The sequence below is a fragment of the Neobacillus sp. DHD-1R genome, assembly GCF_057747995.1.
The window spans coordinates 2,282,736-2,308,458 of sequence record NZ_CM173232.1; the positions used below are offsets into that span (position 1 = coordinate 2,282,736).

Sequence of the window (25,723 nt, forward strand, 5' to 3'; positions counted from 1 at the left end):
AAAGTAGATTCTCTTAAATTCGAATGACCCGCCCTTTAAATGCATTTTTCCAATACCCTTTTGTCATGTCCGCAATGGCAACACCGGTAGAGCTTTGCGATCCAATGAATTTGCCTTCTCCAATATAGATGCCTACATGTCCATCCCTTTTATACGTGTCAAAGAAAACTAGATCCCCGGGCTGCATTTCAGCAGCAGAAACTTGCTTGCCATCTTTTTTTATGGCCTCGGTATTGCGCCCAATTTCAATTCCGGCTTGAGCAAATGCCCAATGCACAAAGCCTGAGCAGTCAAACCTTCCGTGGGTGACATCATAGTTATTTCTTCCACCGCCAAATACATAAACAGAGTTCCCAATATACTTATTGCCTGCATGAATGACTGTACGTATGGATGCCTTGTCGAAATTGGAAGCAGCTATGCTGGAGAATGAAGCATCGTCTTTTTCCACTGATTCTAGTTTGATCTTTTTATCTAATTCCTTGAATTCTGTTTGTTGTTTTTCTAAATGTGCCTGCTTGATCGCTAGATCACGTTTTAGGTCATTAAGGTTCAATAAATGTTTTTCAATGGATGCTTTCTTTTTTGAGTATTCCTGTTGCTCATTTTCTTGCTGTTCCAAAATCGTTTTGTCGGCTTCGGCTATCTCAGCAATGGCACCGACGCGGTTCACAAAGTCACTCAAACTGGTTGCACCGAGCAAAACTTCCAGATAAGTAATATTTTTGTTGCTGTGCTGATAAGCAAGGGCACGATCTTTTAATACAGTCGTTCGTTTATCGATGCTGTCTTTTAAAATCTGTGTCTCTTTTTCCAGTTGATCAACTTCTGATTTCAATTGATTACTATTAATCTCGGCTATGTGGATTGCCTGTTGATTTTCTTGCATAGCTAGAGAAACTTGTTTTATTTGGTTATTTATGTTTAATGAATGACCGAGATAATTTGGCACTTGTGGTTCTGCTGTTAGTTGATTAGTTAGAAGGGTAGATTGTTGGGTTGGGGTTAAATCTTGTTGATTATGTAAGTCATTGACTGAATCTGCTTGAACCGTATGTATAGAAAAATTAAATCCTGTTGCTGCTAGCATGAAGAATAAACAAAAAAGGATGAGTATCTTTCTGATCACCAAACACCACTACTTTCTTTATTTAATAATTTTTTAGTTTTTCATAATATTCACTCTATTCAATGTATTGATATTGTAGCAAATCATTCTGTCAGCTGTGTTATAAGAGTATTACAGTTTGATAACATAGGATTTTTAAGAAATTAGACATAATCCAATTAACTCAAAAAATTTTTGATAAAAATATCTAAGGAAACAATACTATTAACTATCGCACAAAAACATTTTGTCCCTAACAAAATTGTTGCATTGATTAAAATATGCTAACAATTTATTTCAATCCGTTGGTTCGACAATATTTTAAAATAGGACTATTTATAATGAATATTGGGTATATATATTTAGTCAAGGAATGGAGGTTTCTCGGGTGAGCGATCTACTTCAGGAAGCTGTCCAAGAAAAAAGAAAAGTGTTGATTGATGAACTAATCAAATCAGGAGTTTATAAAATTAAAAATAAGCACCTATATGAAATGACATTGTGTGATTTAGAAAAGGAATTTCAAGACAATGAAGAAAATGAATTAGCTACATGAGGTTCCATCACCTTTAAACTTAAACGTCATTTTCGCATAGTTAACTGATTAACCAACCAATACTTAAAACAGCTAAAAGCCGCTCACATTTGAGCGGCTTTTTCTAGTTTCTGAACATTAATTGCTATTTTCGAATTTTTTCTTCTAGAATCTTTTTGGCAAGCAGAGTAAATAATAACGTTGACATTACAAAATTTACAGTATGGGAGAAAAAGTTTAATGGAGAAAAAACGAAAAGGCCTGTCCGCGTGGCAGCTCACCATGATGGCCTTAGGGAGTGTAATCGGAGGTTCCTTTTTTCTTGGTTCTTCCGTTGCTATTCATGCAGCAGGACCTTCAATTTTATTGTCCTATATTTTGGCGGGAGTCCTTGTTTATATTATCCTTTATGCTTTGTCCGAGATGACTGTAGCTAATCCTACTGTCGGCTCCTTTAGTAATTTTGCCGCAAGAGAAATTGGTCCAGGTGCAGGATTCGTTGTTGGGTGGCTATACTGGACAGGAACCGTTCTATCGATGTCAAGTGAAGCCACAGCCATATCCATCTTACTCCGAGAATGGTTTCCACATGTATCCATCGCCTTATTTGGCAGCTTTATTATTATAGGTGTTACATTGTTAAACCTATTAGGAGCTGACAAGCTTGGAAAGCTTGAAAGTGGTCTATCTGGAGTGAAGATTTTCGCTATTGTCTTTTTTATTATTACTGCAATCGTATTAATTTTTGGCGTCCTTCCTGGAGCAGCACCGATTGGGACAGGGGAATTAGCAAGGGAGTCATTAATGCCAGGAGGAATCAAAGGTATTGCTGGAAGTATGTTACTCGTCATATTTGCATATGCCGGTTTTGAAATTATCGGGCTTGCTGCATCAGAAGCGGATAACCCTCGTGAAACCATTCCTAAAGCAATCCGTTATACGGTATTTTCGCTTGTAGGCTTGTATATCATTTATGCAGCGGTCCTCCTGCCCCTCATTCCTACAGACTCTCTAAATGAAACGGTTAGCCCGATGGTCGCATCTCTTGATCGATGGGGGATCGGGTGGGCTGGGACGGCGATTAATGTGGTATTAATATCCGCAATCCTTTCTGCCATGCTGGCAGCGATCTTTGGATTAGGCAGAATGATTAGATCCCTAACAGATGAAGGACATGCACCCAAGTGGTTAAAGGATCAAAAAGACGTCCCTTATCGAGGTATTTTATTTTCAGGTTTCGCCATGCTCGCTGGCTTAGGTTTTGGTCTCTTATTTCCACGGGTGTATTTAGTTTTAATTAGTACCGGTGGTTTCGCATTGATTTTTACCTATGCCATCATAATGGCCAGTCATATCCGTTTTCGTAAAAGAGCAGGCTGTCCTCCTGAGGGAATATGCCAAATCCCTGGGTTTCCATATACATCTTACCTAGCCTTAATCAGCTTGATTGTAGTTCTGGTGAGTATGCCATTTATTCCTGGACAGGGGACAGGTCTAGTAGCTGGGATTGTGATGGTAGCGGCATTCTCGCTCATTTATTTCGTAATGAGATCCCAAACCAGTTCGCACGAAAAGATAAACTTGAAAGCTGAGGTCCAAGCAAAGAAGTTTCAACCCCAATTAATAACCGAATTTTCAAGTGAACTAACTGGAAAAGATGCTGAGAATGAGGATCGTAAATAGACGAATACTTAGTGTGAAGGTACAGCTAATCAGCGGATTTCTTGGTTCTATTTCTAATTCTACTTTTTATCAGGGAATGCAAAGGTTTTATCAGCAAAAACAAATTAAAATTTGAGTTTTGTAGAATCACCAAAAAGGTACTCACAACGGAGTGCCTTTTTTTGGTGATTTACTTTTTTTGCCTTCTTCTACTATTTAAAATGGACTACGGCTCGCTAATCTAAATTCTATTTTAACAACTTAAAGGGATTTTGAATAATTATAAATAAAAACAAATCGCATCGGAATCCGGTAAGTTTACGCCTCATTTTTCTAAACTGATCTCGAATGGAGGAGAACCATTGATCATTGAATATGCTTATCACTTCAGTTTGCCACGGAATATCGTCTGGAAATATATAAAGGACGAAAAAGTCCTTAAAAATGCTCTTCCGGGATGCAGGTCGTTGAAGGAAACTTCACAAGGCAAGTACAAGGCTGAAATTGAGCTCAAAATCGGACCAATCCAAGACGTTTTTACACTGGAAATTCGCTTTGTTGAAAGGAAACCTACTTCAGTTTACCACCTCCAAGTCAAAGGGAACGGAAATGTGGGAGAAATAGGTGGAAACGCCGATATAGTAATAAAAGAAGTACATGGTGGATCCAAGTTAACGTGCAGGGCTGATGCACGTGTTGAAGGTGCCCTAGCATTGGCAGGGCAGCGCCTATTAGATTCAGGAGCAGCCAAGGGTTTAGAAACTTTTTTTCAAAAGGTTGAAAAAGAAATGAAACGGCGGATTTATGAGATAAAACGAGGCAGCAGATAAAATGTAAAACGGATAACAGCCAATAAAAAAGAGCAATTTTTATCGCTCTTTTTAAGTTATATTTCATTCACTTTTATGTTTAATTCCTTTAATATGAAGATAAAAGCTCATATTGGAGGAAAAAGTGAAAGTTAGAAAAAGATTAAAAAGACTTGGCCTATTTATTCTTTTCATAATCGTATTAATATTTCTAAATAATACTTCTCTTTTGGCAAAAGACCGGAACGGTGATCCTTTCTTGCTAGCTCACCGTGGGATGGGGCAAACTTTTACAATGGAGGGAATAGCGTGGGATACTTGTACAGCTGAACGTATTTTTAAACCTGAGCATCCTTATTTAGAAAATACACTTCCGTCAATGGAAGCGGCCTTTGCGGCTGGCGCTGATATGGTCGAGCTGGATATTCAACCGACAAAGGATGGTCAATTTGCTGTTTTTCATGATGGAACCCTTGAATGTCGAACAAATGTTAAAGGATCAACCAAGGAATACACAATGTCAGAATTAAAAAAGGTCGATATTGGCTACGGCTACACGGTAGATCACGGAAAAACCTTTCCATTTCGAGGGAAGGGAGTCGGTCTGATGCCTTCATTAGATGAAGTCTTAACCCATTTCTCAAAAGACACTTTATTAATTCATATAAAAAGTAATGACACAAATGAGGGAATCATGCTTGCCCGTTCCCTTTCAAAGCTTCCTGAAAAGCGTCGCAGCCAGTTGACTGTTTACGGAGATGATCAGCCAATTCAAACATTAAAGGAACAGATTCCTGATCTAAGAGTGATGTCAAAGGCTACTCTAAAGAGTTGCTTACTCCCATATTTAGGAACTGGTTGGTCCGGATATATACCGGCTGCATGTGAGGACACTCAATTACATATCCCCGAAAAATATGCACCATACCTGTGGGGCTGGCCGAATAAGTTTTTAAATCGGATGGATTCTGTAAACACTCGTGTAATTTTAGTGGCAGGAGATGGTGGATGGTCCGAAGGATTTGATTCCGCAGAAGATCTGAAACGATTGCCATCGAACTATACGGGTGGAATTTGGACGAATCGGATCGATAGGATTGCCCCGATCCATAAGGGGAATTCAAAAGATCATGAGGATGAATAGGAAAATTTTATTAACATTCGTTTCATTGACCTCAAGGAGAAAAATCGGTGTCGCACGGTCCATGAACGAGCATTTCATTGCCCTCCAAGCCATCAAGGTGAGAAAATAAGCGTATCCGGTTCATGAAAGAAGGTTTCATTGACCTAATAAAGAAAAAGAATGCTCTTAGAGTAAATGAAACCGAGTGATAGTAACCATAACTATATTATGTAAACTTCCCTAACCAATCAAAGCACTGCAATTTCAATGAACGAAACTGCAGTGCTTTTTTTCCAAAAGAGATTGGTGCTAAAATCTACCTAAAAATATTATTAACTGTGTTCGTAAAGTCATTCCATAATCCATCTCGATTTCGCCCGTTACGAAGATCGTTGGAAAAAGTGTTCATTTGGTTGAAGAAATTGGAATCATAAGAAATATACACATCGTCAATTTTGTTGTCAGCTGCACGGACTTGTTTATCAATTTCTTTATCAAGGTCTGTGGAGGCTTTCTTATAATTAACATTTCCAGTAGTACCGCCATTGATTCCAGTATCACGGACACCAGTCGTACCCAAATTGGTTCTAATATTTCCTGCACCATTTGGTCCTGTTCCAATATTTCCTACACCTGTGACACCGGTAGTACTAGGATAGTTCCCATTCATGCTCGTACCAGCACCAGGTGCAGTTACATTATTATTTCGTACATTCGTACCTGTTCGAGTCCTGTCAGTTGTATTAGGATTGTTTAATTTTACAGCGACATAGGCATCATTATTTCGAATAATGACATGAGCCAGGTCGACTTGTGGCAGCTTTTCAACATTTTGTCCGGCACGATTTGAGACGCGTAAGGTTTTGTTGGAAACGTTCTGCATGTTCATGTTGTTATTTACATTGTTTCTCACATTTCTAAAATAAGGGTCGTTATCTGCATTGTTTCTTACATTAACGCCCATATTGCCTCTATCATTAAGAGCATTTTTAGCATTGTCATTATTGTTAGCACAGCCTGTTAAACCAATTATGGTAGTTGCTAAAACGAAAGGAACCCATCTTTTTTTCAACAAGAAAGTCACTCCCTTTAAATTAATCGTACATAGATAATGTCACCTATTTAAGCCGGACTATTCGATGCTGAATACAGGTAAATATTGCGATGGGAAATTTTAAGGAATGTCTAAATTCAGGATGATTGAATTGAAATTCTACAAACTAAACGGACAGGAAGATTATTTTAAAATAATCCCCATGATATGTTACGATAAAGACGAATGTTAAATTATCAAACGGGGGATACATAATGTACAGCTTTAAGACCGATTACAATGAAGGGGCACATCCTAGAATCTTGAATGCTTTAATCGAATCTAATTATGTGCAGGAAGACGGGTATGGCGAAGATCGTTACACCCTACAAGCGATTGAATTGTTAAAAGAAAGAATGGGACGGAAGGATATAGATATTCATCTTTTATCAGGCGGGACCCAAACGAATCTTACCGCTCTTTCAGCTTTTCTTAGACCACATGAGGCGGCCATGGCTGCAAGTACGGGCCATATCCTCGGTCATGAGACAGGGGCGATCGAGGCAACCGGGCATAAAGTACTATCCATTGAAACGAAGGATGGAAAACTAACACCATCACATGTAAAAGCAGTTCTCGACGGTCATCCTGATGAGCATATGGTAAAACCGAAGCTAGTGTACATATCCAATTCGACGGAGATTGGCTCCATTTATAAAAAGGACGAACTGCAGCAGTTAAGTGATTTCTGCCGTGAAAACAATCTCATTTTGTATATGGATGGGGCAAGACTTGGATCGGCACTATGTTCAGAAGTAAATGACCTAACCTTGAGTGATCTACCTGAACTTGTTGATGCCTTCTATATTGGCGGAACCAAAAATGGAGCATTGATTGGAGAAGCTTTAGTTATTTGTAAGGATGCGCTTAAGGTGGATTTTCGCTACCATATTAAGCAAAAAGGCGGACTTTTAGCGAAAGGGAGACTCTTGGGGATTCAGTTTCTTGAACTGTTCCGGGACAATTTGTTCTTTGACTTAGCATCACATGCTAACAAAATGGCAGGATTATTGAGAGAAGAATTAAGCAAAGCGAATTTCAGGTTTTTGACCGATTCACCATCAAATCAAATCTTTCCAATTTTACCGAACGTCCTTATTTCCGAATTGCAAACGAATTACTCTTTTCATATTTGGGAAAAGGTCGATGCTGATCACGCGGCCATCCGCCTCGTGACCTCTTGGGCGACTAAAGAAGAAGAAGTAAAAGGGTTTATTGAGGGAGTGAAAAAGGTCCTAGTATAATATCACTAAAAACGGGCGGTTTCCATAATGGAGATCGCTTTTTTGATGTTTCCAAAAACGCCTGTGAACAATATGAACAAAATGATTAATAAGTTTTTAATGCTGTTTAAATGCATAATCTTTCAAATTAACAAAACTTTTGTAAAATTAAGAAAACGTTTACAAAGGGGGAAATGAAATGTTTTCGATGAAAAAAATTTCTGCAGTAATGTGTGCTGGGGCACTGGCATTAAGCTTAGGGGCGTGCAGCAGCAGTAGCAAAGAGACAGGCAGCACCGTGAAGAAGGAGGAAAGCACAGGCTATCCGACAAAAGCGATTACCGTTGTGGCTCCATCAGGTGCGGGGGGGGGCTGGGATTTAACGGCACGTTCCTTTACAAAAGTACTGAGTGAAACAAAGCTTGTCAATCAGCCCTTAACGGTTGAGAATAAGCCTGGCGGCGGCGGTGCCGTGTTTATGGCAGAATACGCAACCGCGCAAGCTGAAAATAACGATATGCTGTTTGTCAATTCACCACCCATTATTATTAACAATTTGAAAAAAGAAGGAAATAGTCCTTATGGATACAAAAACACGACGCCGTTGGCACAGTTAACAAAGGACTTCGGTGCCATCGTGGTAAAAGCAGATTCCAAATTTAAAGACCTGAAATCCGTATTGGAGGAAGTAAAGAAAGATCCGACCAAACTAACCTTTGCAGGCGGGTCCGCACCGGGGTCGATGGACCATTTGATTTCGATTCTTCCTGCTTATAAATATGGTGTCGATCCTACGAAAATAAAGTACGTATCCTATGATGGCGGCGGGGAAGCCATTACCGCACTGCTTGGCGGTAACGCTGATGTAATTGGAACGGATGCCTCAAGTGTGAAAGAATTTTTAAAAGCGGGTAAGGTTCGTGTTCTGGCAGTGACGGCAACTGAACGGTTAGCAGGTGATTTTAAAGATGTTCCAACAGCAAAGGAACAAGGTATTGATGCGGAATTTACGATTTGGCGCGGAGTGTTTGGTCCTGAAAAAATGTCCAAGGAAGCAAAAACATATTGGGAGAAAACGATTGATAAATTAGTAAACTCGCCTGAATGGAAGAAGGAAGTAGAAACACAAGGCTGGGAATTAGAATACAAAAACAGTTCTGATTTTAAAAAGTTCTTAGAAGAACAGGATCAGCAAGTTCAGCAATTATTAGAAGCACTTGGCATGCAAAAGTAAAAAAAAGTGGGAAGGAGTATACTTTCTCCTTCCCTCTATTTTTCTCAGGAGGGGGCGTACCAATGGAATTAAAATTTGATCGTGTTGCCTCAATAGCGTTTTTAGCGGTTGGAGTGCTTTTTATTATAGGCAGCAGGCATCTATCAAGCTCATCTTATGGAAGTGTGGTCGGACCAGATATATTTCCATTCGTTCTTGGAATACTACTCGTTTTATTAAGTATTCGGTTGTTTTACGAAACATTTATCAGCAGTGATACGAAGGGACCGAAAGAATCCTTACAATACAAACCTTTCTTGATCATCCTTGTCGCAACATTGCTTTATATTTTAACATTAGAATCAGTCGGCTATGTGATTACTACTTTCCTGTTTTTATTTGTATGCTTTCAAACGATGGAAAGATCAAAGTGGATTTCCTCCCTGATTATCTCTGCTAGTTTTTCAGGAATTATTTATATTCTATTTGTAGAGGTATTAAAAGGGACACTTCCAGGCTGGCCAATTTGGTTTTAAAAAAGGAAAAGAAAGAGAGGAGGTAATCATATGAGTACACTTGAGTATTTGGTCCACGGTTTTGGTACAGCACTTATTTGGTATAATATCATTTTTGCTTTTGTTGGGGTGTTAATCGGGACTGCTGTTGGTGTTTTGCCGGGAATTGGTCCAATGAGCGGGGTAGCGCTGCTCATTCCCGTAACAGCTTCGATTACGGGCGGGCTTCCACCGGAACAAGCAGCTACCAGTGCGATCATTCTCTTAGCCGGAGTTTACTACGGAGCCATGTATGGGGGATCGACCACGTCGATCCTATTAAATACACCTGGTGAATCTTCTTCAGTTGTGACGACATTGGACGGCTATCAGATGGCCAAAAAAGGGAGAGCCGGCAGCGCGCTTTCGATTGCAGCGATTGGTTCATTTGTTGCCGGGATTGTAACATTGATTGCCTTAATCGCGCTAGCAAAACCATTATCAAATGTCGCGCTGAAATTTGGCCCGGCAGAATATTTTTCATTAATGCTATTGGGCCTGGGGGCTGTTAGTGGTTTAGCAGGAAAATCGGTCACAAAGGCGTTAATTATGACGGTTTGCGGGTTATTATTAGGTACGATTGGTATCGACAGTGTTTCGGGAATTGCGAGATTTACCTTTGATGTTCCTTGGCTGTACCAGGGAATTGAGTTCTTAACGATTGCCGTGGGGCTATTTGCCCTTGGTGAGGTGTTCAAGACCATATTAGAAAAAGAAGAGGAAGACGTAGAAATTGCGAAAATCAATAATTTACTTCCTTCAAAGAGTGAATTGAAAGAATCAGCAGGACCGATTGCCCGCGGCAGCATCTTAGGTTTTTTTGTCGGCATTTTGCCTGGAGCAGGGGCGACACTTGCCTCCTTCTTTTCTTATATCCTTGAAAAAAAGATCTCTAAAAACCCAGCGAAATTTGGCACAGGAACGATTGCCGGAGTGGCCGCACCTGAATCAGCCAATAATGCAGCGTCCGGTGGTGCAATGATTCCCTTGTTAACATTGGGAATACCGGGCTCTGGCACCACGGCCATCCTAATGGGGGCTTTAATGATGTATAATGTACAGCCAGGTCCGTTATTATTTGAAGACCACCCGCAGGTAGCATGGGGACTGATTGCGAGTATGTTTATCGGAAACATTATGCTATTAATTTTGAATTTGCCGCTTGTGAAGGTATTTGCAAAAATTATTCAAACACCGAAAAAATATCTGATCCCAATGATTATTGCTATCTCTATTTTTGGTGTCTATGCCGTACAAGTATCCACCAACGATCTTTTGCTATTATTAGGCTGCGGTGTCGTTGGCTATTTCTTGAATAAACATGATTACCCGATTGCTCCGCTTGTTCTCGGGCTTGTCCTTGGGCCGATGATTGAGAATAACTTGAGAAGAGCCTTGACCATTTCAAATGGAGATTATGGTGTCTTTTTTACCCGCCCGATTTCACTAGTCTTTCTCGTGATTACGGCTTTATGGCTCCTCATTCCCTTCGTATTGAAACGAAGAGGGAAAGAGGTCATCATCAATGTGGAAGGATAAAAAACTGACAATTATGAAAAAACTCCTTTTTAAGAGGAGTTTTTTTTTATATGATAGAGAAGAGGTGTTTGGATGCGTTTACATACAAAGTTAATGCTGGGAATCTCTGTACTTATTATTATCATGGGAGCGATTATAGAATTTACATTTAAAAATATAATGGAATCCAACCTTAAGCATGAAATCGGTACGAAAGCCTTAGCGGTTGCCCAATCCATTTCTAATATGCCAGAGATCCAATCTGCTTTTAAAACAGAAAATCCCTCTGTCATTATTCAGCCACTTGTTGAAAAAATTCGCAACCAGGTCGGGGCAGAATTTATCGTCATCGGTAACCGCGATGAAATTCGTTACTCACATCCCAATCCTAAGCGGTTAGGTCAGAAAATGGTTGGGGGTGACAACGGACGTGTGTTTAAAGGTGAATCGGTTATCTCAGAATCCATTGGGACATTAGGTCCTTCTCTTAGGGGAAAGGCACCTATTTTTAATGAGGAAAAGGTCATTGGCGTGGTTTCAGTTGGTTATCTGCAAACGGATATTCAAAAAGAAGTAGCAAAGATTCAGCGGAAAATTTTTGTCGCGACATTAATTATTTTAATCGCTAGTTTACTCGCAGCACTATTGATCTCCCTAAATATTAAAAGAGCCATTTTGGGATTGGAGCCCAAAGAAATAGCCCGGATGTACCTGGAGAAGCATGCGATTCTTGAGTCGATCCATGAGGGAATAATCGCGATTGATCCGCATGGTCGGATTACCGTTGTCAATGAAACCGCTCATAATATTTTGAAGGTTCCCATTCAAACACTATTAAGGGGAAAAAGAATCGAAGAGGTGCTGGAAAATACGCATCTACTCGAAGTCATCCAAACGGGACAAGCTGAATATGACCAGGAAATCATCATTTTGGGTGATGTCTATTTAGCCAATCACATTCCTATTTTTAATAATAAGAAAGAGGTTGTCGGGGCTGTTGCCAGCTTTCGTAATAAGTCGGAGCTTGCTAATCTTCTACAGGAGTTGTCTCATGTAAAAGCCTATGCGGAAGGATTACGGGCCCAAACGCATGAATATTCCAATCGACTTTATACGTTACTTGGTCTCATCCAGCTTGGATCCTATAAGGAAGCAATTGATTTTATCGCCAAGGAAGTAGATGTGACCCAAGGGTTCATCCAATTTTTAATGAGAGAAGTGCCAGATCCCATCATTGCTGGATTTATTTTAGGAAAAGTGAGTTTAGCAAGCGAAATGAAAATCCAATTTACGGTTGATAGGGAAAGCAGTTTTGCCGATCTGCCGCCTGAAATCAGCCGGGACTCGTTAGTTACGATTATTGGCAACCTGGTGAATAATGCCTTTGACGCCGTTCGAGAAAATGAAAGGGTAGAAAAAAAGGTCTCCCTGTTCCTAACCGATCTTGGGAAAGAGTTGATTATTGAAGTGGAAGATAACGGAAAAGGTATAGAGGCAAGTAAAAGCGAATTGATCTTCAATGCAGGTTTTACCACAAAGAGCACCATCAGTAATGCAGGAATCGGTTTAAGCATCGTACAAAAAGCCATTCATGATTTAGGTGGATCGATTACGTTTTCTTCCAATTATAGTGAAGGGACAATTTTCACTGTGGCGATACCAAAAAGCAGGGGGAATTTGAATGACGGGGAATCAAGTGATCGAAGTATTAATTATAGAGGATGATTTAAGAGTTGCTGAAATCCAAAAACGATTTATCGAGCAGATTGAAGGTTTTCAAACAGTGGGGATTGCCGCAAGTTATCGGGAGGCCAAAGCCTTAATCGACATCATGCAGCCGGACTTACTGCTGCTGGATGTGTTTTTCCCAGATATGAACGGACTCGATTTATTGAAAGAACTAAAGCAGTCTCCGAAACAAATGAATGTGATCATGATTACAGCGACAAAAGAGATTCATAAAGTACAAGAAGCAATCAGTATTGGTGTATTTGATTACATCATTAAACCTGTCGTGTTTGAACGGTTCAAACAAGCATTATTAAGATTTAAGGATTTTCATTCCAAACTGGGACAATTAGAAAAAGAAAATCTCCATGTCACCCAGCAGCAGGTGGACAAGTTGTTGCGAAAGGAAATAGAGGGTATAACAAATGAAAAGGCCTACCTGCCGAAAGGAATTGACCCACTGACACTAGAGAAGGTATTGGAGGTTCTAGACCGAGAAGGACGCGGCTTAACGGCTGAACTCGTTGCCAAAGAAATTGGTGCCAGCAGAACCACCGCAAGACGGTACTTAGAGCACCTTGTCTCGGAAGAAAAAATAGCAGCAGACCTTGCATATGGCACTGTCGGTCGTCCAGAGCGGGTTTATATAGTGACTAGATAATGAGAAAAACGGGCGCCAGGAAACGATCCTGGTGTCTATTTTTTTGACTGTATTTAGGAAATGGGTTGATAACTAAGATGAAGTGAATCCATTGTCCTGTTCTTGTCACAAAAGATAGATTTAAGAAATTTTTAATATTTCATTAATAGGCTGTTAAGGCTGTTTGTCTATGATGATCATTGTACCAATCACTAAATTGAAGGAGGAACGACAATGAAGAAGAAAGTGCTTGTTGCTGCCGGCATCAGTGGATTATTAATGGCAGGAGGTGTTTTGTCGGCATCTGCGTCCACATCGGGGTATGATCTGTTCAAAACGGCTGTTAAAAAGACGCAAACCATTAACAGTTTTACGGCACATACTACCGCGTCATTAACAGATAACGGTAAGGAGATTTACCAGGTTGATTCCTTGAACACAGCAAATGTGAAGGATGAATCAGGAAATAGCACCGTTAATGTTACAAATGGTGGGACAACGACAAAAGTAGATTATTTTTCTAAAGCCGATCAGACGGTTGTGAAGAGCAGTAAAGATGATAGCTACTATGTGAAACAAGAAAACGGAGATAAGAAGGATTTAAACGAAAAAGAGCATAAAGATGAAAAGGTTTCACCGCAAATGCAAAAAGATATAGAGGCGATCTTTGACGCTGTAACCAAAAATTATCAGGATAAGATTACCACGAAAGATAGTGCCAATGGGAACACAGAATTGCAGCTTGATCTTTCAAAAAATCAAATACCTGCCGTTGGGCAAGCTGTTGTGTCTTTCTTCCTTAAAAATATCGACCAACAAAACGATCATGCGGAAAAAGCAGAATTTGGCTCTTTACAGTTATCTGACTTAAAACCGCAGCTACCACAATTGAAAAATAACATAAACGTATCCCGTGTTGTCTTAACAGGCGTAGTGGATCAAAGTGAATACTTAATTGGCCAAGAAGCAACTATTTATGTTTCTGGTGAAGATGTAAATGGAACACATCATGACCTTGTCTTAACGCTTACCAATAAATTCGATCAGTTAAATAAAGCACAGGTAACAAACGTTGATTTGACAGGCAAAAAGGTTGTCAACGTACAAGATAAGCATGAAGGACATGAAGATTAATTTGCAATGAGCCTATAAGGCAGGGGAAATTCCTCTGCCCTGGGTTCTAAAAAATTGACAATTACAAGTGGAAACCTTGTTTATATAGAAACAGCAGTAGAAAGGAGTGAACAGTATGCCGGTTCTTGAAGTACAAGATGTAACAAAACAATATAAGAATAGCCGCGGTGTTGAAAAGATTAATTTTTCGGTTGAAAAGGGTGAAATCTTTGGGTTATTAGGCCCAAACGGTGCAGGAAAAACAACGTTGATGAAGTGCATTGTCGCATTATGCCGTCCAGACCAAGGAAAGATCTTCATTAATGGTTTTCATGTCATGGACCATTTTGAACAAGCGATGAAATCGGTGGGAACACTTATCAGTGGCGTCGAAGCGTTTGATTATTTAACCGCCTATGAAAATCTGCAGATCGCATCGAGACTGTATCCTTCCATTGAAAAAGGAAGAATAGAGGAAGTCCTGCAATGGGTGGGAATGGAAGCTCATAAGCATGAAAAGGTGAAATCTTTTTCAACCGGAATGCGGCAGCGGTTATATCTTGCCGCGGCATTACTCTCCAAACCGTCTTTGGTTATTTTAGATGAACCAACAAACGGTCTCGATATTGAAGGGAAGCTTGATTTTCAGGAGCTTATTAGTCGATTGGCGAAGGCGGAAGGTGTTACCTTTATTCTCTCCACTCATTTGATTGATGAAGTCGAGCGGTTATGTAATCGAATTGCGATTCTTTCCAAGGGGAAAATCGTTGGCGAAGTGGCTAAAAGCCAATTAGAAGAAGGGGAAACATTTGAATCCTATTATATCCAACACATTCGTAAGGGGAAAGGAGTAAACCAAGATGCTGAACTTACAAAATGAGTGGACCAAGTTAGTACGAAAAAAATCAACCATCGTGTTGATGTGCCTCTCAGCATTATTCCCTTTACTTGTTGGTCCAGCCATTCAAATGATGCAGAACAAGTTTGGTTTTACCGCCTTTGATGGAGAGTCTTTTCCACTAGTCATTTTAAGCTTAGCTGTTTCTTTTTACCTGCCGTTATTATTGGCATTGGTCGTCAGTGATATGTTTGCAGGAGAACAAGAACAAAAGACACTCTCGTTTCTGCTTGTCCGCCCATTATCACGTTTCAAGCTGTTTACATCAAAAATTGTCTGCACCGGCATCTACCTAGTGACGCTATTAATCATTGTCTGTCTTTCATCTTTACTAACAGGGGCCATTTGGTTAGAGAACTTCACCTTTAGTGGTTTGTTAGTGGGGTTATCATCGTTTTTGTTATCATGGTTTCCACTAATGGCGATTGGAATTTTAATGGTTTTCCTCGTTCAATGGTTTGGAGCAAGCAGCAAGGCCTTAACATTTTCAATCCTTCTTTATGTAGTGATGGTCGTTTTAACCTATCTTTTTCCTGCCGTTGCCCAATGGCTGCCGGCATATGATAATGACTGGTATCAACGCTGGATCAATAATGGCATGAATATCGTAACCTTCGGTAGAACCATTTATCTATTATCATTTGGTGCTTTATTCTTCACACTAGGCTACTATAAGTTTAGTCAAAAAGAATATTAAATTAGAAAGTAGTGGAATAGATGTCGATTCGTTTAAAACTTTTATTATCCAATCTTGCCATGATTTTAGTGCCAATCTTTTTTGTTTTTTTATCCGCGCTTCTAGTGGCATTACTTTTTAGAGGGGATATTAAAGAATTGCGAAACATCTACCTGCCCCCTGAGCATCATCAGCAAATTTCTGAGAAAGATCAATTATTAGTTGAATTACACAAGGAAACGTTGAAAAGCCCAGGGAAGTTTCTGGATCAAACGGACTTAAAGAAAATTGACCGTCAATTAAATAAAACGGGTGGTAATTCCTTAGTGGTGAGAAAAGGTGAAAACCTTATCTACCTACCCGCTAAGTTAAAGGGATTGGAAAAGGACGAACTGCCGCCTTTTGGTTTATTTGGTGAAGTGGATCCGGTAGAACGAATTGATCACCAATTTGTATCGATAAAAAAACTTGATTTCTTTTATCCGGATGGATCAGAAGGTTCATTGTTCTTTGTAACGGATGCCAGCAGTTTAGCTCAATTTGTCCGCGCTTCTTTTCCAATATTATTTATCATCTTGATTGTGATCTTGATCGTTACTAACGGATTGTTAACCTATTATGTGTCTCGAAGTATCATTCGTCCGATTCGCGGGTTACAAAAGGCTGCGATGCAAATGAAAGAAGGGGATCTAACTCTTCCAATCCCAGTAACATCCAAGGATGAAATTGGGCAGCTTGCCCAAGGATTCGAGGAAATGAGGGTGCGGTTAAAGGAATCGGTTGAAAAGCAGCTGGCATATGAGGAAAATCGCAAAGAACTCATCGCCAATATTTCTCATGACTTAAAAACACCGATTACCACCATTAAGGGTTATGTAGAAGGAATACGGGATGGGGTGGCAAACAGCCCGGAAAAAATTGACCGTTATATACAAACGATTCATTCGAAATCACTTGATTTGGATCATATGATTGATGAACTCTTCTTATACTCTAAACTAGACCTGCAACGGCTTCCGTTTCATTTTGAAAAACTTCATTTTGATCACTACCTTGAGGATTTTGTGGAGGAGCTTCGCTTTGATCTGGAAGAGCAGAGTGTTGAAATTAACTTAAATATTGAAAAAAGTGGTGATTATCTCATTATGGGGGACCGTGAGCATTTGAAACGGGTGATTACCAATATTGTGGAAAATTCTTTGAAGTATATCGATAAACCGGACAAAAAGCTCACCTTTCATTTATCTACTGTCGATTCTTTTGTTCTTTTTAAGCTCACTGACAATGGACCTGGAATCGCTGACGAGAATATTCCGATGATTTTTGACCGCTTTTATCGTGCTGATATGGCGCGTGGAACAGATACTGGCGGAAGTGGTCTAGGATTATCGATTGCGAAACGAATCATCGAAGAACATCAGGGGACCATCTGGGCAGATAGTCAACAAGGACAAGGAACAACGATTTTATTTACGCTAAATAAAGCAGGTGAAGATCAATGAAACAGATTTTAATTATAGAAGATGATTTAAGTATTGCCGAGCTTGAACGGGATTACTTAGAAATAGATGGTTTTTCGGTTGAGATTGCTTTAACAGGGAATGATGGATTAAATAAAGCGTTAACGGAAGAGATCGATTTGGTGCTGCTTGATCTAATGCTTCCAGGGGTTGATGGCTTCCAAATTTGCAAAGCGATCCGAACCGAAAAGGACATCCCGATCCTGATGGTTTCTGCCAAAAAAGAAGACATTGATAAGATTCGTGGGTTGGGCTTGGGGGCCGATGATTACATTGTCAAGCCATTTAGTCCCAGTGAGCTGGTTGCAAGGGTAAAGGCGCATCTAGCTCGTTATCAGAGACTAATAGGGAAGGAACCTCGAAATGACAGTATCATGATTCGGGGTCTTCGGATTGATCAAGATTCAAGACGGGTTTATGTCAATAACCAAGAGGTAGTTTTTACCACGAAGGAATTTGATGTTTTAACCTTTTTAGCTTTAAATTCTAACCGGGTCATTAGTAAGGAACAGTTATTTGAAAAGTTATGGGGCTTTGAGTCCTTTGGTGACATATCCACTGTTACAGTCCATATTCGCAAGATCCGCGAAAAGATTGAAGCCGATCCTTCCAATCCCCAATATATCGAAACGGTTTGGGGAGCTGGGTACCGGTTTAAAGCTTAATGGCACATAAATGTTAAGCAGCATTGTCTCTCGTTAGCCAGTTAGCCAATTAACAACAAAGGAATATTTTCAAAAAGGTAGGTAGAAAATGTCACATTTCATTCAGTCCATCTTTGATTTGCTTTCGAGCCTTGGTTACTTAGGTATTTCCCTTGGCTTAATGGTAGAAGTCATTCCAAGTGAAATTGTATTAGCCTATGGCGGTTATTTAGTTTCGATCGGAAAAATTTCATTTATAGGAGCAGTCATTGCAGGGACAATTGGCGGTATTATTGCTCAATGGTTTTTATATTGGATAGGACGTTACGGGGGAAGACCGTTTCTCAATAAATATGGAAAGTTTTTATTAATCCAGCCTCACCATATTGACCATGCCCAACAATGGTTTAGCAAGTATGGACCGGGTGTTATTTTTACGGCACGGTTTATTCCAGTTGTAAGACATGCTATATCCATTCCTGCAGGGATTGCTCGTATGTCGTTTGCGAAGTTTAGCATCTATACGATTGTAGCGATTATTCCATGGTCCATCCTTTTTCTTTATCTAGGAATGACATTGGGAACAAAATGGGATCAAATTAACCAGGCGGCAAAGCCCTATGTTACGCCTGCTATCCTTGTAGCGATTATTTTTACAATTGGTTATGTCATTTATAAATGGAAATTTAAAAAAGTTGAAAAGTAATAGATTGGATATCTGAGGATCACCACGTTTTCCATCTTTGCTTTTTTTTTGCTAAAAGAAGTTATATTAATGGTTTTTTAATAGTTTATTCATCGTCATTCATTTAACGCTTCCCAAATGGATCTCATTTCACGTGTAAAAAAGAGAGACCTTCTCGATAAAGGGTATACATGCGTGAGGATTGATGATTTATGATCTGAAAATGGGAGCGCAGCTAAAAACCTTTTTGTAGATTGTAAAAATCGAATGTTAAAATGCAGAAAATAAGGAGGACAACTGAATGGACTATTCTGGGGAGAATATCGATATTAATCGGAATCATCAATCTAAAGAAAGGAAAATGTTGAATAAGGTACCGGAGGTGACGATCTTTTTCTGGATCATCAAAATCATGGCTACGACTGTAGGGGAAACCGCCGCAGACTTCCTGAATTTTAACCTGAACTGGGGTCTAACGAATACGACGATTGTGTGAACTGTTTTGTTAATCATCACGCTCTTCTTCCAATTTCGATTGAAGAAATATGTGCCAAGTATTTATTGGCTCGCAGTTGTTATGATAAGCATTGTAGGAACGCTTGTCACCGATAATCTAGTTGACAACCTCGGCGTGGCTCTTGAGACTACCACGATCGTGTTTAGTTTGGCATTGCTGGCAACTTTTGCTGTTTGGTACGCAAGTGAAAAAACACTTTCTATCCACTCGATCTACACCTCCAAACGGGAAGCGTTCTACTGGTTGGCCATTCTTTTCACTTTCGCCTTAGGTACGGCTGCAGGTGACCTTATTGCTGAGGGTCTGAACATAGGCTACTGGAAATCAGCTCTCATGTTTGCTGTGCTCATAGGAGTCGTTACCATTGCTTATTACCGATTGAAGCTGAATGCGGTGTTATCATTTTGGATCGCCTATATCTTGACAAGACCACTCGGCGCTTCGCTGGGCGACTTTTTGTCACAACAACGCAAAGAAAGCGGACTCGGTCTAGGCACAGTCGGGACGAGTGCAGTCTTCCTCGTAACGATTTTAAGTTTAGTCATCTACTTGACTAAGACGAGAAGAGACGAGCTCGCTAGTACAAAAAATGAATAAAGATAATCAGTCGTAGTAAATCTAATGGTATAGTAAAACCATTACAAAAGTAATAACTGAAATACTTGCTTGAAAGGACCTGTTTATGAACCTAAAATCGCATCTAGTTATCGCTTTCATCATTAGTCTAATCTGTGTGCTCGGATTCCTATTTACTTCTTTGTTAATAAGTGACCACAAAATTATTGATTTTGATAGCGACGTCATCGCAGCCATTCAAGGACTGGAATCCCCACAGTTAACAAGCGTGATGAAATTTTTCACCTTTGTGGGTTCGACTCCGGTTGTGATCGTCCTTAGTATCTTTTTCATCGTTTTTCTTTATACGGTTTTGCATCATCGTTTAGAATTGATCTTGCTTGTTTCAGCCATAATCGGTTCGGCTGTCTTAAACCAAATTTTGAAACTAGTGTTTCACAGGGTACGACCTAATTTTCATCGGTTAATTAATATTTCAGGATATAGTTTCCCAAGTGGTCATGCCATGAATGCTTTTACCGTTTATGTGATTGTTTCTTTCTTGCTCTGGCGTCATATTCCAACGAAGTGGGGAAGGAGCCTGTTAATTTGCGTAAGTGCCATTATGATTTTCGCAATTGGGATCAGTCGGATCTATTTAGGGGTCCATTATCCTAGCGATATCATTGGCGGGTACTTAGCAAGCGGATTCTGGTTAACCGTGGCAATTTGGTTTTTCCAATATTATAAAGAAAAAGGGAAGAATAAAAAATATAAACGGAGTGAACTGCATTAATAAAAAGGAGCAAACCATTTTTGGTAAGCTCCTTTTGTATTTCATTCCAATTACTTTATATTTTATTAGTTGGAATGACGAGCTAGTTCATAAAATGATATTGACTTTCATTCTCAATGGGAATATAATTTTTTTTAGAATTAATTGAAAATGATTTTCATTTATTAACCTAATAAAATATAAAAATGAATCGTGTACATAAGGAGGATATTATGAGGAGCAGGCTATTTACTACTCTATTGATTTTACTTACAGCTTTTATGGTTCTTCCAAGTAACAGTTTTGCTGCGAGTGCATCGGAAGATATGGAGCGAGCAAACAATATCATTACTCAAACTATTCAATCGGTGGATAAGGGAGAACTAGATGCAGCCTCTGAGCAATTCAAGACCTTTAGAACCACATGGCTTTCAATTGAAGATGGAGTAAAAAAACAATCAGAGCAGGCTTATCATGATATTGAAGATAACATGGGGCAGGTATCATTTGCATTTGCTCAACAGCCAATTAATCAAGACAAAGTGAGAAATGCTCTTTTAGGACTAAAAAACATAAATCAACAGTTTATTGATGGTAAGTTTTCCGCAACGTCCGATAAAAGTAATAACAGCTCTGCTCAAAAGGGTGATGTAGCGGATTTGGTCTCTTTGCTTAACCAGTCGCTCGCAAAAATTAAGGACAATGATATTCAGGGCGCGAAAGACGATATTGAAAAATTTCGTAAATCTTGGTTGAATGTCGAGGGTGTAGTCCTGACCCAATCCTCCAAAATATATGGTGATGCAGAAAGAGATATGGTTTCTTCCTACTCGATGCTATCCTCTCAACCCGCTGATATATCAGGAGCTAAAAAAACAATTGAAGGAATGAGAGACTATCTTTCCCCGCTGGTCACCAAAACTAGTTATAACATGATGGATGCGATTACGATTCTTCTTCGTGAAGGTTTAGAAGGATTGCTTGTCGTTGTTGCCTTGCTTGGGTTTTTAAGAAAAGCAGGTCATGAAGAAAAAAGTAATTGGATCTGGCTCGGGGTTGGAGCAGGGATAGGAGTAAGCATTATTCTTGGCATCATTGTAAACCTATTATTTTCAGCCGGGGCATTTGGCAGTAATAATTTCTTAATTGCAGGCTGGACAGGGGTCTTTGCAGCAGTCATGCTTCTATATATGAGTTATTGGCTTCATAGCAAATCAAGTATTTCAGAATGGCAGAATTATATTCGCACACAAAGTACAAAAGCCCTGAATACAGGTAGTCTATTTTCTTTAGCAATTCTATCTTTTCTTGCTGTTTTCCGTGAAGGTACAGAAACGGTTCTATTCTTTATTGGAATGGCTTCTTCAATAAAATTATCATCTCTTTTATTGGGTATTGCCATTGGATTACTTATCCTTGTTGTCTTATCTTATTTAATACTGAAGGTAGGATTAAAAATTCCAATGCGCCCGTTCTTCTTAGTATGTAGTATTCTAATGTTTTACTTATGTTTCAAATTTACTGGAATGGGGATTCATGGCCTACAGCTTGCAGGATTATTACCTGCTACTCAAGCACCCATTCCAACGATTAACTTTTTCGCTTTATATTCAACCTGGGAGAGTTTGATCCCACAGATGATATTACTAGTTGTTGCGGTAATTGCTGCAATAGTAAATAAAAGAAAAGATAATAAATCAAATTTTGGGGGAAACTTGAATGAAATCGCGTAAATTGATTGTTCCAATTTTATTAGCATCTTCTTTAACATTAGCTGCATGTGTTGGAGCTAATACAGACAAAAAGACTGAGGAGACAAAGACTACAGTTTCTATTAGTGATGGTGCGAAGGAAATGAGACAAACCATTTCTGATTTGAAAACACAATTAAATACGAAAGATGCTGCCAAAGTAAAAACAAGTGGAGAAAATTTAGAAAAATCTTGGCAAACCTTTGAAGATGAAGTGAAAGATAAGAGTGCTGACTTATACGAAAAAGTTGAAACACCACTTCATATAATTGAAGCAGGGGCAAAAACAGAACCACTTGACGAACAAACCCTTAATAAAGCAGCAGATGAACTAGATACCGTGTTAGTTGATGTCGAAAAATTAAAATAAAAAAGCATGGGGTCAGACCCCCGGTGGATTAAAGCGTTAACGCACCGGGGGTCTGACCTTTTAAACTATGAGTTGGGGGTTTACATAAAAAATATTTCAGTGACTCAAAATAGAAGGTGGTAGGTTGACAAGACTTGTCTCACGCTCTTCTAAATCATTTCATTGGTAATTGGACGGAAAACAAGGTAATCTGTAACAGAATCTTTTTACTTTGGGTAACAAGGAGTTGGATTAATGGAGAAATCAGGCAACAAACAGTCGATGATTGTAGGACTATTGCTGGCAGGGACGTTTATTGCCATTTTGAATCAAACATTGATGATTACAGCAATACCACCGATTATGGATGAAATGGGCATTACCGCCAATAGTGCACAATGGCTGACGACTGTCTTTATGCTGGTGAATGGAATCATGATTCCGATCAGTGCCTTTTTATTGGAAAAATTTACAACAAGACAGTTGTTTATCACGGCGATGAGTGTTTTTGCAGTGGGAACGGTTGTCAGTGGAATCGCTCCTAATTTTGAAATTCTTCTTTTAGGAAGAGTGATTCAGTCTGTGGGAGCAGGAGTTATGCTGCCGTTAATGACAACCGTATTTTTACTAATCTTTCCAGTCAACAAGCGCGGTGCAGCCATGGGGCTTGTCGGTCTTGTGATTTCCTTTGCACCAGCCATCGGACCAGCACTGTCCGGATGGGTTACCTCGCATTTTTCATGGAGAGTGTTATTTTTTATTATTTTGCCTATTGCTCTTATCGATATCATTGTCGCACACCTCTTCTTGAAAAATGTAACAGAAGTTTCCAGGCCAAAAGTGGATATTATTTCGATCCTGTTGTCTTCATTCGGTTTTGGCGGGCTTCTTTATGGATTTACTAGTGCTGGAAATTATGGTTGGTCCCATGCAGCAACTGTCCTATCACTTGCGATTGGCGGCGTTTCATTACTCGTATTTATTTTCCGCCAATTACGATTGAAACATCCGATGCTGGAATTCCGTGTTTTTACTTTTACTATTTTCCCGTTCGCCATTGCTATTGGAATGATTAGCTTTATGGGCTTGATTGGAGCGGAAACGATAATCCCGCTCTTTATGCAGAATATGCGGGGATTTTCTGCCTTTGAAGCGGGTCTGGCTTTATTGCCCGGTGCACTTATAAGCGGGTTCATGTCACCAATTGTTGGGAGAATATTTGATAAATTCGGTGCGAGATGGCTCGTGATGAGTGGCATTACAATCTTGACAGCATCTTCGTTTGCGTTTACCAATTTAAGTCCAGCGACCTCGATGACCTTCATTACAGTCGTTTACGGTATTCGAATGTTTGGTCTTTCAATGGTCATGATGCCAGTCGCGACAGCCGCTTTGAATCAGTTACCAAAACGATTAATTCCACACGGGGCTGCGATGGATAATACAATGAAAATGATTGCAGCTTCCGTAGGGACCGCCATCCTTGTTACAGTCATGACGACAACAGCAGAAGCAGCGAAACAGCGGCCGGACATTGCCTATCCGGATATCCATGGAGCAAATATCGCTTTTATGGTGATTTCTATTCTCTCCTTACTTGGACTGATCCTTTCCTTTTTCATTAAGCAAAATCGACAGACAAAGGATGAAGTGGATGGAGAAAGACGACAGAACGTACGTGTGAAAATCCAGGAGTAATGGCTGAGGTCGATAAAATACTATAAGGGGTCAGACCCCCGGTGGATTAAAGCGTTAACGCACCGGGGGTCTGACCCCTTTCTCGATTAAATTTCTTCCATATTCACAAATGGCAGGTTTGTGTCTAGTTCCCCTTTGATTCGTGTTATGTTTATATTTTCTCCCTTGAGCCATTGGTCAAAGTCAAAGATCAGTGGCAGCTTGTCTCCGCCCAGGGCTAGCCATGCTTTCATTTCTTTAGGAAAGTAGGCTGCTGTATGCAAGGTACCAGCCCATGCTCCATATTTTTTTGAGAAAACGCCCTTTTCTGTATCGTTCATCAATCGAAACGCCTTGTATGAATCAGTAGTGTTGTTTTTCTGCCTCTTCATCGCCTGTAATCGTTGAAGAGAATCGTCCAGCCGGAAGCGATTTTCATGTTTTAGCTTATTGAAATGATTGGTACAGATATTAGCCTGATGGATTGCTATTTCTCTAGGGGAGGCCTCCACGACGATCGACTCGCCACACTGATCAAGCAAGACATAGTTGAAAGAGCGACGGTGTGGAATTTCTTTTAGGAGTGAAATAGCTTGATCCACATTTGCACATGTTTCCAAAATAATTCGTCCAATCATATTACAAATAAATCCATCATCGGACCTTACGCGATTTACTAAGTTATAGCCCATCGATAATCCTTTTTCATTGATCCCATCAGTCCGTCCGGTGATTTGCATGGAGGGACCGATCACAGCATAGCCCTGATCTGTCGGTTGATAAAGAACAAAACGCCCCTCATAGGAGAGCGGGTCATTATCATAGTTTCGAATCATGTAATCAGGGTCTGTGAAAATCGAGCATCCACTTTTTCCATATTCAAGATAATAGCCGCCAAATTCCCTAACGGCATCTGCCATCTCCATTTTTAAAGAATCTGCCAATCCATTTAGCTCATCCCAAATGCGGGGAGCGAAATGAAGAATCAACCTTTTCGCTTCCAATTCATCTGAAATAAAATTCCGTAATTTGGATTTAGAACTCCATTGTTTTTTACGATTTTTCAATATGAGAGAATTCTTTAATAGCTCGCCCTGCCTATACCCAAAATCATAATGAGTTCCGCGAAACTGAATGATATCACTAAATACGTTTTTCAAATATATTCCCCATTTATCATGCGATTAAGGAAATTCTACTGGATGAAGGAAAGAAAAGCAAAATGCATGCTTTACGAAATAAAATTCTAACCAGCGTCTCCTAAATTGGATAATTAGGAAGCATCATTTTCTTTGGTTTGGCAAAGATTTAAGGTGTTTTAGGCAGCAACATTCTTTTTTTGTTTATTTAAAAATTT

General features: G+C 39.7%; 23 protein-coding genes and 1 pseudogene. 21 read left to right on the plus strand and 3 right to left on the minus strand.

Going from position 1 to position 25,723, the window contains the following annotated elements:
- Positions 1–13 precede the first annotated feature (13 nt).
- Positions 14–1,129, minus strand: a complete 1,116-nt coding sequence (locus tag AC3ANL_RS11010; protein WP_488329250.1) for a C40 family peptidase — start codon at positions 1,127–1,129, stop codon at positions 14–16.
- 367 nt (positions 1,130–1,496) lie between these two features.
- Here AC3ANL_RS11010 and AC3ANL_RS11015 point away from each other — a divergent pair, with 367 nt between their 5' ends.
- From AC3ANL_RS11015 to AC3ANL_RS11030, 4 genes are all read left to right on the plus strand, one after another.
- Positions 1,497–1,664, plus strand: coding sequence for a Fur-regulated basic protein FbpA (locus AC3ANL_RS11015; RefSeq protein WP_488329251.1), 168 nt, complete (start codon positions 1,497–1,499; stop codon positions 1,662–1,664).
- 219 nt (positions 1,665–1,883) lie between these two features.
- On the plus strand, positions 1,884–3,326 hold the full coding sequence (locus AC3ANL_RS11020; protein WP_488329252.1) for an amino acid permease: 1,443 nt from the start codon (positions 1,884–1,886) through the stop codon (positions 3,324–3,326).
- A 341-nt stretch (positions 3,327–3,667) separates the two neighbouring features.
- Positions 3,668–4,135 carry an SRPBCC family protein gene (locus tag AC3ANL_RS11025; protein WP_488329253.1) on the plus strand — a complete coding sequence of 156 codons (468 nt, stop codon included), beginning with the start codon at positions 3,668–3,670 and terminating at the stop codon, positions 4,133–4,135.
- Between the two features lie 124 nt (positions 4,136–4,259).
- Positions 4,260–5,258, plus strand: coding sequence for a glycerophosphodiester phosphodiesterase family protein (locus AC3ANL_RS11030; RefSeq protein ID WP_488329254.1), 999 nt, complete (start codon positions 4,260–4,262; stop codon positions 5,256–5,258).
- Positions 5,259–5,553: 295 nt separating this feature from the next.
- Here the strand turns inward: AC3ANL_RS11030 and AC3ANL_RS11035 are convergent, their stop codons facing one another.
- Positions 5,554–6,312 (minus strand): YhcN/YlaJ family sporulation lipoprotein, encoded by a 759-nt coding sequence (locus tag AC3ANL_RS11035; RefSeq protein ID WP_488329255.1) that lies wholly within the window; start codon positions 6,310–6,312, stop codon positions 5,554–5,556.
- Between the two features lie 233 nt (positions 6,313–6,545).
- Between AC3ANL_RS11035 and AC3ANL_RS11040 the strand changes: the two genes are divergently transcribed.
- The 17 genes and pseudogenes from AC3ANL_RS11040 (at position 6,546) to AC3ANL_RS11120 (ending at position 24,387) form a co-directional block, all read left to right on the plus strand.
- Positions 6,546–7,574 carry a threonine aldolase family protein gene (locus AC3ANL_RS11040; protein WP_488329256.1) on the plus strand — a complete coding sequence of 343 codons (1,029 nt, stop codon included), beginning with the start codon at positions 6,546–6,548 and terminating at the stop codon, positions 7,572–7,574.
- 187 nt (positions 7,575–7,761) lie between these two features.
- Positions 7,762–8,787: a Bug family tripartite tricarboxylate transporter substrate binding protein gene (locus AC3ANL_RS11045; RefSeq protein ID WP_488329705.1), complete on the plus strand. Its 1,026-nt coding sequence runs from the start codon at positions 7,762–7,764 to the stop codon at positions 8,785–8,787.
- Between the two features lie 62 nt (positions 8,788–8,849).
- Entirely contained in the window at positions 8,850–9,302 is a 453-nt protein-coding gene (locus AC3ANL_RS11050; protein ID WP_488329257.1) for a tripartite tricarboxylate transporter TctB family protein, read from the plus strand.
- A gap of 30 nt (positions 9,303–9,332) precedes the next feature.
- Positions 9,333–10,859 carry a tripartite tricarboxylate transporter permease gene (locus AC3ANL_RS11055; RefSeq protein WP_488329258.1) on the plus strand — a complete coding sequence of 509 codons (1,527 nt, stop codon included), beginning with the start codon at positions 9,333–9,335 and terminating at the stop codon, positions 10,857–10,859.
- Between the two features lie 72 nt (positions 10,860–10,931).
- The gene (locus tag AC3ANL_RS11060) at positions 10,932–12,563 is read left to right on the plus strand and encodes an ATP-binding protein (protein WP_488329259.1); all 1,632 of its coding nucleotides are present in this window, start codon (positions 10,932–10,934) and stop codon (positions 12,561–12,563) included.
- Complete coding sequence (locus AC3ANL_RS11065; protein WP_488329260.1) at positions 12,520–13,227, plus strand: response regulator; 708 nt, start codon at positions 12,520–12,522, stop codon at positions 13,225–13,227. The genes AC3ANL_RS11060 and AC3ANL_RS11065 overlap by 44 nt, the downstream gene beginning before the upstream one ends.
- Before the next feature lie 213 nt (positions 13,228–13,440).
- Positions 13,441–14,340 carry a hypothetical protein gene (locus AC3ANL_RS11070; RefSeq protein ID WP_488329261.1) on the plus strand — a complete coding sequence of 300 codons (900 nt, stop codon included), beginning with the start codon at positions 13,441–13,443 and terminating at the stop codon, positions 14,338–14,340.
- A gap of 115 nt (positions 14,341–14,455) precedes the next feature.
- Positions 14,456–15,199, plus strand: coding sequence for an ABC transporter ATP-binding protein (locus AC3ANL_RS11075; RefSeq protein WP_488329262.1), 744 nt, complete (start codon positions 14,456–14,458; stop codon positions 15,197–15,199).
- Positions 15,180–15,914 (plus strand): ABC transporter permease, encoded by a 735-nt coding sequence (locus tag AC3ANL_RS11080; RefSeq protein WP_488329263.1) that lies wholly within the window; start codon positions 15,180–15,182, stop codon positions 15,912–15,914. The genes AC3ANL_RS11075 and AC3ANL_RS11080 overlap by 20 nt, the downstream gene beginning before the upstream one ends.
- Positions 15,915–15,934: 20 nt before the next feature.
- Positions 15,935–17,395, plus strand: coding sequence for a sensor histidine kinase (locus tag AC3ANL_RS11085; RefSeq protein ID WP_488329264.1), 1,461 nt, complete (start codon positions 15,935–15,937; stop codon positions 17,393–17,395).
- Positions 17,392–18,078 carry a response regulator transcription factor gene (locus AC3ANL_RS11090; RefSeq protein WP_488329265.1) on the plus strand — a complete coding sequence of 229 codons (687 nt, stop codon included), beginning with the start codon at positions 17,392–17,394 and terminating at the stop codon, positions 18,076–18,078. The genes AC3ANL_RS11085 and AC3ANL_RS11090 overlap by 4 nt, the downstream gene beginning before the upstream one ends.
- A gap of 88 nt (positions 18,079–18,166) precedes the next feature.
- Positions 18,167–18,763, plus strand: a complete 597-nt coding sequence (gene uptA / locus AC3ANL_RS11095; RefSeq protein ID WP_488329266.1) for an undecaprenyl phosphate transporter UptA — start codon at positions 18,167–18,169, stop codon at positions 18,761–18,763.
- A 280-nt stretch (positions 18,764–19,043) separates the two neighbouring features.
- A pseudogene (locus AC3ANL_RS11100) lies at positions 19,044–19,856 on the plus strand (COG4705 family protein).
- Between the two features lie 85 nt (positions 19,857–19,941).
- The gene (locus AC3ANL_RS11105; protein ID WP_488329267.1) at positions 19,942–20,610 is read left to right on the plus strand and encodes a phosphatase PAP2 family protein; all 669 of its coding nucleotides are present in this window, start codon (positions 19,942–19,944) and stop codon (positions 20,608–20,610) included.
- 212 nt (positions 20,611–20,822) lie between these two features.
- Positions 20,823–22,322: an FTR1 family iron permease gene (locus tag AC3ANL_RS11110; protein WP_488329268.1), complete on the plus strand. Its 1,500-nt coding sequence runs from the start codon at positions 20,823–20,825 to the stop codon at positions 22,320–22,322.
- A complete protein-coding gene (locus AC3ANL_RS11115) occupies positions 22,309–22,710 on the plus strand; it encodes a hypothetical protein (protein WP_488329269.1) in 402 nt (133 codons plus the stop codon). Before AC3ANL_RS11110 ends, AC3ANL_RS11115 begins: the two co-directional genes overlap by 14 nt.
- 234 nt (positions 22,711–22,944) lie before the next feature.
- A complete protein-coding gene (locus AC3ANL_RS11120) occupies positions 22,945–24,387 on the plus strand; it encodes a DHA2 family efflux MFS transporter permease subunit (RefSeq protein ID WP_488329270.1) in 1,443 nt (480 codons plus the stop codon).
- 86 nt (positions 24,388–24,473) lie between these two features.
- On the opposite strand, the gene AC3ANL_RS11125 is transcribed toward AC3ANL_RS11120, so the two are convergent.
- Positions 24,474–25,526 carry a C45 family autoproteolytic acyltransferase/hydrolase gene (locus tag AC3ANL_RS11125; protein ID WP_488329271.1) on the minus strand — a complete coding sequence of 351 codons (1,053 nt, stop codon included), beginning with the start codon at positions 25,524–25,526 and terminating at the stop codon, positions 24,474–24,476.
- Positions 25,527–25,723: the final 197 nt, after the last annotated feature.